The 7,341-nt window shown below is 68.0% G+C and carries 9 protein-coding genes, 1 tRNA gene and 1 pseudogene; 9 read left to right on the top strand and 2 right to left on the bottom strand.

Annotated elements, in window-relative coordinates; all coding sequences use genetic code 11:
* Positions 1–377: pseudogene (locus tag BST40_RS32665) on the top strand (hypothetical protein); the annotation flags it as partial.
* 28 nt (positions 378–405) lie between these two features.
* Here the strand turns inward: BST40_RS32665 and BST40_RS26825 are convergent.
* Complete coding sequence (locus BST40_RS26825; RefSeq protein ID WP_075549419.1) at positions 406–765, bottom strand: LapA family protein; 360 nt, start codon at positions 763–765, stop codon at positions 406–408.
* Positions 766–872: 107 nt separating this feature from the next.
* On the opposite strand from BST40_RS26825, the gene BST40_RS26820 reads away from it, so the two are divergent.
* Genes BST40_RS26820 through BST40_RS26800 form a run of 5 tightly spaced genes read left to right on the top strand, consistent with a single transcriptional unit; the run spans position 873 to position 4,951 of the window.
* A complete protein-coding gene (locus tag BST40_RS26820; protein WP_075549418.1) occupies positions 873–1,820 on the top strand; it encodes an ABC transporter substrate-binding protein in 948 nt (315 codons plus the stop codon).
* Positions 1,817–2,911 carry an ABC transporter ATP-binding protein gene (locus BST40_RS26815; protein ID WP_083156321.1) on the top strand — a complete coding sequence of 365 codons (1,095 nt, stop codon included), beginning with the start codon at positions 1,817–1,819 and terminating at the stop codon, positions 2,909–2,911. The genes BST40_RS26820 and BST40_RS26815 overlap by 4 nt, the downstream gene beginning before the upstream one ends.
* A 3-nt stretch (positions 2,912–2,914) precedes the next feature.
* Positions 2,915–3,595: an ABC transporter permease gene (locus BST40_RS26810; protein ID WP_075549416.1), complete on the top strand. Its 681-nt coding sequence runs from the start codon at positions 2,915–2,917 to the stop codon at positions 3,593–3,595.
* Positions 3,592–4,347, top strand: a complete 756-nt coding sequence (locus tag BST40_RS26805; protein ID WP_075549415.1) for an ABC transporter permease — start codon at positions 3,592–3,594, stop codon at positions 4,345–4,347. Before BST40_RS26810 ends, BST40_RS26805 begins: the two co-directional genes overlap by 4 nt.
* 4 nt (positions 4,348–4,351) lie before the next feature.
* The gene (locus BST40_RS26800) at positions 4,352–4,951 is read left to right on the top strand and encodes a putative glycolipid-binding domain-containing protein (RefSeq protein WP_063472828.1); all 600 of its coding nucleotides are present in this window, start codon (positions 4,352–4,354) and stop codon (positions 4,949–4,951) included.
* Here BST40_RS26800 and BST40_RS26795 read toward each other — a convergent pair.
* On the bottom strand, positions 4,914–5,858 hold the full coding sequence (locus BST40_RS26795; protein ID WP_075549424.1) for a prephenate dehydrogenase: 945 nt from the start codon (positions 5,856–5,858) through the stop codon (positions 4,914–4,916). The two genes, BST40_RS26800 and BST40_RS26795, sit on opposite strands and share 38 nt — an antisense overlap.
* Positions 5,859–5,989: 131 nt before the next feature.
* On the opposite strand from BST40_RS26795, the gene BST40_RS26790 reads away from it, so the two are divergent.
* The 3 genes from BST40_RS26790 to BST40_RS26780 all read left to right on the top strand — a co-directional run bounded on the left by BST40_RS26790 (position 5,990) and on the right by BST40_RS26780 (position 7,101).
* Positions 5,990–6,511, top strand: coding sequence for a tRNA adenosine deaminase-associated protein (locus BST40_RS26790; RefSeq protein WP_075549414.1), 522 nt, complete (start codon positions 5,990–5,992; stop codon positions 6,509–6,511).
* Between the two features lie 15 nt (positions 6,512–6,526).
* Complete coding sequence (locus BST40_RS26785; protein WP_075549413.1) at positions 6,527–6,985, top strand: nucleoside deaminase; 459 nt, start codon at positions 6,527–6,529, stop codon at positions 6,983–6,985.
* Between the two features lie 29 nt (positions 6,986–7,014).
* Positions 7,015–7,101: transfer RNA gene (locus tag BST40_RS26780), tRNA-Ser, on the top strand.
* Positions 7,102–7,341: the final 240 nt, after the last annotated feature.

Genomic DNA, 7,341 nt, shown 5'->3' with positions numbered 1-7,341 from the left:
GGGCCGCAATTGGGACCGGCGGGACCGGCGGAAACGGTGGCAATGGCGGTGTCGCCCGCGGGTTGGGGCTCGGCCTGGGCGGTGTCGGCGGACACGGCGGTATAGCTCCCACCGGGACCGGTGGCGACGGTGGCACCGGGGGCGGCGGACTCGGGCTCATCGGCTCGGGCGGGAATGGCGGCGACGCGGGTTCCGGCGTCGGGGCTGCCAGCGGCGGTGACGGCGGAAATGCCGGGGCGGTCCTCAACGGCACCTACCAAGCGTCGATATACGGCGACGGCGGCAATGGCGGCAACGGCGTCAACGGCGGAAGCGGCGGCAAAGGCGGCAGCGCCGGCCAGGCTGGCGGCACAGCTGGGCGCAACGGATCGCCGTAGCCAGAAAAGTAGGTCCCAGCCCGCATGGTCAACGAGGCGGCGGGCTGGCGGAGCGCAATGCCTGCGTGTGGGATTTCTTGGCGACCCGGCGCAGCTGAATGATCCGCGCGGTGCCGACCGCCACCGTCAGCAACCCACCCCCGACGGCGGCCAGCAGGATGGCCACTCCCAGCGGAAGGCTCCAGTGCCAGCCCAAAAAGGTGAATGGGGTGGAGGCGGTGTTCTGCGCGATGAAGACCAGCAACAGGATCAGGATCAAAAACCCGGCGATCAACGACGACCACAGGGCGCCGGCCCGGGTCAGTGTGGACGCCGGGTCCTTGGCGGTCACACGAGGTCTGGGAGCCGAGGGTGGCTGTTCACGCGGGCCTGAGGGGTTGCTGGTCATACTGTCATCTTCTTCCCATCCCGCTCGGAATGAAACCAAGCTACGCGGGAAACGGGCATGAGGCGGGATTGCGGCGCCCCGATCGTCCTCAAGATAGTGTCACCGGCATGAGGATGCTGCGGCGCGCGCGTCGCGCGACACTTGCCGCGGCGGTCTGCGTGGTGACGGCATGCCCGGTGGCGGCGTGCGGCAACGCCGACCCGTTCGGGTCGTCAAATGGCACCATCAAGTCGATCGTCGTCGGCTCCGGCGACTTCCCGGAATCGGAGATCGTCGCGGAAATCTATGCGCAGGCGTTGCAGGCCAACGGTTTCGACGTCGGGCGGCGGCTGGGTATCGGTAGCCGTGAGACCTACATACCGGCGCTCAAAGACCATTCCATCGATCTGGTGCCGGAGTACATCGGCAACCTGCTGCTGTACTTTCAGCCAGACTCCACGGTGACCATGCTGGATGCGGTCGAATTGGAGCTTTACAAGCGGTTGCCCGGCGACCTGTCGATCCTGACGCCGTCACCGGCCTCCGATACCGACACCGTCACCGTCACCAAGGCGACCGCCACCAACTGGAATCTGACGACCATCGCCGACCTCGCCGCACATTCTGCCGAGGTGAAGTTCGCGGCGCCGTCGGTATTCCAGACCCGGCCGGCCGGGCTGCCCGGCCTGCGCCAGAAGTACAGACTCGACATCGCGCCAGCCAATTTCACGACCATCAACGACGGCGGCGGCGCGGTGACCGTGCGCGCGCTGGTCGACGGAACCGTCAACGCAGCCAACATCTTCAGCACTTCGCCGGCGATCCGGCAGAACAACCTGGTGGTCTTGGCGGACCCGGAACACAACTTTCTGGCCGGCAACATTGTGCCGCTGGTCAATTCGCAGAAGAAGTCCGATCGCCTCAAGGATGTCCTGGACGCGGTCTCAGCGAAGCTGACGACCGAAGGCATGGCCGAACTCAATGCCGCGGTGTCGGGCAACGACGGCGTAGATCCCGACCAGGCGGCGCGGAAATGGTTGCGCGACAACGGCTTCGACCACCCTATCCAGCCATGATCGGTTTCGACAACGTCGCCAAGGTATACGCCGACGGCACCACCGCCCTGGACCGGTTGAGTCTCGAAGTCCCTCCGGGCAGGCTTACCGTGTTCGTCGGCCCGTCCGGGTGCGGCAAGACCACCGCGCTGCGGATGATCAACCGGATGGTCGAGCCGACCTCGGGCCCCGTCACCGTCAACGGCACCGACGTGGCAGGCGTCAACCCGGTGCGATTGCGGCTCGGCATCGGCTACGTCATCCAGAGCGCGGGATTGATGCCGCACCAACGGGTGATCGACAACGTCGCGACGGTGCCCGTGCTCAAAGGACAGTCGCGCCGGGCCGCCCGCAAAGCCGCCTATCAGGTGCTCGAGCGGGTCGGGCTGAGTCCCAAGGTCGCCACGCGTTACCCGGCGCAACTCTCCGGCGGCGAGCAACAGCGCGTCGGAGTGGCTCGCGCGCTCGCGGCCGACCCGCCGATCCTGTTGATGGACGAGCCGTTCTCGGCCATCGACCCCGTGGTCCGCCACGACCTGCAGAATGAAATTCTGCGTCTGCAAAGCGAATTGCACAAAACCGTGGTCTTCGTCACGCACGACATCGACGAGGCGTTCAAACTCGGCGACGTGGTGGCGGTGTTCGCGCCCGGCGGCAGGCTACAGCAATGCGACGAGCCGGCTGAGCTACTTTCGCGACCGGCCAACGATTTTGTGTCGAAATTCATCGGGCTGGGCCGCGGCTATCGGTTGCTGCAGCTCATCGACGGCGCCGGCCTTCCGTTGCACGACATCAGCTGCGTGCCCGCAAACTCCCTGCACGACAAGCCACTCCCGGATGGCTGGTTGCTGGTGGTCGACGACGGCCACGCGCCGATGGGCTGGATCGACGCCAACGGCCTGCGCCGCCACCGAAACGGCGCCGCGTTGGCGGACACCGTGACCGTCGTCGGCTCGGTGTTCCGCCCCAACGGCAACCTCAGCCAGGCGCTGGACGCGGCGCTGTCGTCGCCCTCGTCGATGGGTGTCGCCGTCGACGGCGGCGGCAAGGTGATCGGCGCGGTACTGGCCGACGATGTGCTGGCCGCGGTGACGCGTCGACGGCAGGGCTGAGGCGTGCGTTATCTGCTGACCCACCTCGACACCGCCTGGGTGCTGACCGTGATCCATCTGCGGCTGTCGCTGATTCCGGTGCTGATCGGGATGGCGATCGCGGTGCCGCTGGGCTTGGCGGTGCAGCACGCGTCGGTGCTGCGGCGATTGACCACGGCGACGGCCAGCATCGTGTTCACCATCCCGTCGCTGGCGCTGTTCGTGGTGTTGCCGCTGATCATCAAGACGCGCATCCTCGACGAGGCCAACGTCATCGTCGCGCTGACCGCCTATACGACGGCGCTGTTGGTGCGGGCCGTGCTCGAGGCGCTGGATGCGGTACCGGCACCGGTGCGGGACGCGGCCGTCGCTGTCGGCTACTCACCGATCCGTCGGATGATCAAAGTCGAACTGCCGCTGTCGATCCCGGTACTGGTAGCCGGGCTGCGGGTGGTCGTCGTGACCAATATCGCGATGGTTTCGGTGGGCTCGGTGATTGGCATCGGCGGCCTGGGCACCTGGTTCACGGCGGGATACCAGACCGACAAAAGCGACCAGATCGTGGCCGGCATCATCGCGATGTTCACCCTGGCCGTCGTCATCGACATGCTGCTGAGCCTGGCCGGCCGGCTGGCCACACCGTGGGAGCGTGCGTCGGCTAGCCGTCGCCGGATCAGATCCACCATCGTCGGCGGTAGCCGATGAAAGCGACGAACTTCCTCGAGCAAACCTGGTCTTACTTCTCCACGGCAGCTAACTGGACCGGACCCGCGGGGCTGGCCGCCCGCACGGTGGAGCATCTGGAATACACCGCGCTGGCCGTGGCCGCCGCGGTGCTGATCGCCGTCCCGATCGGAATGGTCATCGGGCACACCGGCCGCGGCCAGGTGCTGGTGGTCGCCGTGGTCAACGGGCTGCGAGCGCTGCCGACGCTGGGTGTGCTGTTGCTGGGCGTGCTGGTTTTCGGGTTGGGAATCGGTCCGCCGATCGGGGCGCTGATGCTGCTGGGCATTCCGTCGCTCTTGGCCGGCACGTATGCAGGCATCGCGGGAGTGGACCCGCTGGTCGTCGATGCCGCCCGGGCGATGGGGATGACGGAATCGCGGGTGCTGCTGCGGGTCGAACTGCCCAACGCGATGCCGCTGCTGCTCGGCGGGCTGCGCAGCGCGACGCTGCAGGTGGTTGCCACCGCGACGGTGGCCGCCTACGCCAGTCTGGGCGGGCTGGGCCGCTACCTGATCGACGGGATCAAAGAACGCCAATTCCACATCGCCCTGGTCGGTGCGGTGATGGTGGCTGCGCTGGCGTTGGTCCTGGACGCGGTGCTGGCGTTGGCGGTATGGGCGTCGGCGCCGGGCACCGGCCGCCTGAGAAAGCCCGCAAGCCGGCCAAATCGCGAAATTGACGTCACAGTTAGCTCTAATTTGGCCACGGCCGACGGACACGTCCTACGGTAGGGGTGTGAACTCCGCTCCCTCGGATCCGGCCCGGCGCGTCTGGTCGGCGATGTTGACTTGGCGCGCCCAGGACGTCTCCCGCATGGAATCGGTACGAATCCAGGTGTCCGGCAAGCGAATCAGGGCCAACGGCCGCATCGTGGCGGCGGCCACCGCAACAAATCCGGCCTTCGGTGCCTACTACGACTTGCAGACCGACGAGTCCGGCGCCACCAAGCGGTTCGGCCTGACCGTCACGCTGGCCGAGCGGGAACGACAGCTTGCTATCGCCCGCGACGAGGAGAACATGTGGCTGGTCACCGACCACCAGGGCGAGCGGCGCGCGGCGTACAACGGTGCGCTCGACGTCGACTTGGTATTCAGTCCGTTCTTCAATGCCTTGCCGATCCGGCGCCTCGCGATCCACGAGAAGGCCGAGTCACTGGCCTTGCCGATGGTCTATGTCAATGTCCCCGAGATGACCGTCGATGCGGCCACCGTCAGCTACACCAGCGAGGGACGGCTGGATGCGATCAAGCTCCGATCACCGGTCGCCGACACCACCGTGACCGTCGACGCCGAGGGATTCATCGTGGACTATCCAGGATTGGCAGAGCGGATCTGATCACCCCGCCGGCCCGGCCCGCGGCGGCCAGTTGCTCGCGCCATCTCTCGGCGCCGATCATCACCGTGATGATGTCGGAGCGCGGGAAGCTCTCGTAGCGGGTACGTGCGGCGTGGCCGGCGTCGACCAAATCGGCCACCGAGCCGTGGCCGGCCAGCGAATCGCGGGCGCGGCCCAGCAACTCGATGACCCGGTCGGTGACCGGCACCAACTGGCCGGTGTTGGCTTCACACATCGCGCGCACCAGGTCCGGGGCGGTGCCGGCGACTCGGGTGGCGTCCCGGAACGACCCCGCGGCCAGCGCGAACGCCAACGGCACCTCGGCGGCGGTGATCGCCAGCGCCTCGGCAAGCAGATGCGGCAAGTGGGAGATGGCGGCCGCGGCGGCATCGTGCTCGTCGGACTTGGCCGGGACCACCACAGCCCCGCAGTCCAGCGCCAGCGTCATCACCATCGACCACACCTGAGGATCGACATGGTCGTCCACGGCGATCACCCAGGGGGCTCGGGTGAACAGCCCCCCGTGGCCGGCCGCCCAGCCCGAGTGGGCGGTGCCCGTCATCGGGTGACCGCCGACAAAGCGGGCCTGCAGACCGGCGGCGGCGACCTCGTCGAGCACCGCGCATTTGACGCTGGTGACGTCGGTCAACGGACAGTTGGGGGCCGACTCACGGATATGGGCGAGCATGTTGGGCAATGCCGGCATCGGAACCGCCAGCACGATCAACGCTTCGATGTCCGCGGCCCGCGTCAGCGTCGCGGAAAGATCGGTGCTGGCGTCGAATCCTGCGGCCCGGGCGCCGTGGGCTCCCTCTACCGACCGGTTATAGCCGAAAACCTCGCGGCCGGCCGCTGCCGTGGCTCGCATGATCGAGCCGCCGATCAGCCCCAGCCCGAGCACACACACCGGTGTCGTCTGCACAGTCCCAAGGTTGGCACACTTGTCCGGTCGGTGCCTGGTTCCAGGTGATGCCGGCCACCGGTGTCGCAGCGGGGCCGTCTGGTCACGGGCCTGGTCAGCGACTAGCGTAAGCGGCCATGGGAGCACAACGGGCCTCCGCGCCGGGCCCGTCCGCCGACGCGCCGGACGGTTTCGGTGTTGCCGTCGTGCGTGAAGAGGGCAAATGGCGCTGCGCGGCGATGGGTCGGAAAGCGCTGACCAGCCTGACCGCCGCCGAGACGGAGCTGCGGGAACTGCGCAGTTCCGGAGCGGTGTTCGGGCTGCTCGACATCGACGACGAGTTCTTCATCATCGTGCGCCCCGCACCCTCGGGGACGCGGCTGTTGCTCTCGGACGCGACGGCGGCGCTGGACTACGACATCGCCGCCGAGGCATTGGACAGCCTGGACGCCGAGATAGATCCCGACGACCTCGAGGATGCCGAGCCGTTCGAGGAGGGCGACCTGGGCCTGCTGGCCGATATCGGCCTGCCCGAGGCGGTGCTCGGAGTCATCCTGGACGAGACCGACCTCTACGCCGACGAGCAGCTCGGGCGCATCGCCCGGGAGATGGGCTTCGCCGAGCAGTTGTCGGCGGTGATCGACCGCCTCGGCCGGTGACCGCTGACCGCGTCGGTGAGTACTGACGAACAGCTGATCCGGGCCGCATTGGCGGCCGCAACGACGGCGGGACCGCGTGACGTGCCGATCGGAGCGGTCGTCGTCGGCGCCGACGGAACAGAACTGTCCCGCGCGGTGAATGCCCGTGAGGCGCTGGGTGATCCGACCGCGCACGCGGAGATCCTCGCCTTGCGCGCGGCGGCGGCGGTGCTCGGTGACGGCTGGCGGTTGGAGGGGACAACGCTGGCGGTCACCGTGGAGCCGTGCACCATGTGCGCGGGTGCCCTGGTGCTGGCGCGGGTCGCTCGCCTGGTGTTCGGCGCCTGGGAACCCAAGACGGGGGCGGTCGGGTCGCTGTGGGACGTGGTCCGCGACCGCCGGCTCAACCATCGTCCGCAGGTGCGCGGCGGTGTGCTCGCCGCGGACTGCGCCGTACCGCTGGAGGAGTTCTTCGCCCGCCAGCGATTGGGGTGACCGGCCACCCGTTCGGTAAGCTGCTCGACGGTGGCGTGTCCGAGCGGCCTAAGGAGCACGCCTCGAAAGCGTGTGACGGCTAACACCGTCCGAGGGTTCAAATCCCTCCGCCACCGCCTTTTGTATCGCAGTTCAAAGGTGTTTTGGTTGCTACGGGGGCCCGGTGGCCGCATTTGGACCAAGTGCCCATACCCCTGGTGAGTATCGACAGTGTAGTGCCGCCGCAACCGCGTCTAGATCCAAATCGAAAATGTCAGAGGGCAAGGAGAAGCGGCGTCCCCGGCCGGCGGCCGGGGGGCCGGGTAGGGGGCCGGGGGCTCGTCACGGGGGGCGCGGGCTCTCGGGGGCGGCGGCGG

It is taken from the genome of Mycobacterium persicum (assembly GCF_002086675.1).
GTDB lineage: Bacteria > Actinomycetota > Actinomycetes > Mycobacteriales > Mycobacteriaceae > Mycobacterium > Mycobacterium persicum.
Note: the sequence above shows the minus strand (reverse complement) of the source record. Positions and strands in the feature narration are given on the sequence as shown.

What these genes read in the sequence shown, in the direction of transcription:
- BST40_RS26825 (WP_075549419.1), bottom strand. Translation starts at nt 765, where the DNA reads ATGACCAGCAACCCCTCAGGCCCGCGTGAACAGCCACCCTCGGCTCCC.
- BST40_RS26820 (WP_075549418.1), top strand. Translation starts at nt 873, where the DNA reads ATGAGGATGCTGCGGCGCGCGCGTCGCGCGACACTTGCCGCGGCGGTC.
- BST40_RS26815 (WP_083156321.1), top strand. Translation starts at nt 1,817, where the DNA reads ATGATCGGTTTCGACAACGTCGCCAAGGTATACGCCGACGGCACCACC.
- BST40_RS26805 (WP_075549415.1), top strand. Translation starts at nt 3,592, where the DNA reads ATGAAAGCGACGAACTTCCTCGAGCAAACCTGGTCTTACTTCTCCACG.
- BST40_RS26790 (WP_075549414.1), top strand. Translation starts at nt 5,990, where the DNA reads ATGGGAGCACAACGGGCCTCCGCGCCGGGCCCGTCCGCCGACGCGCCG.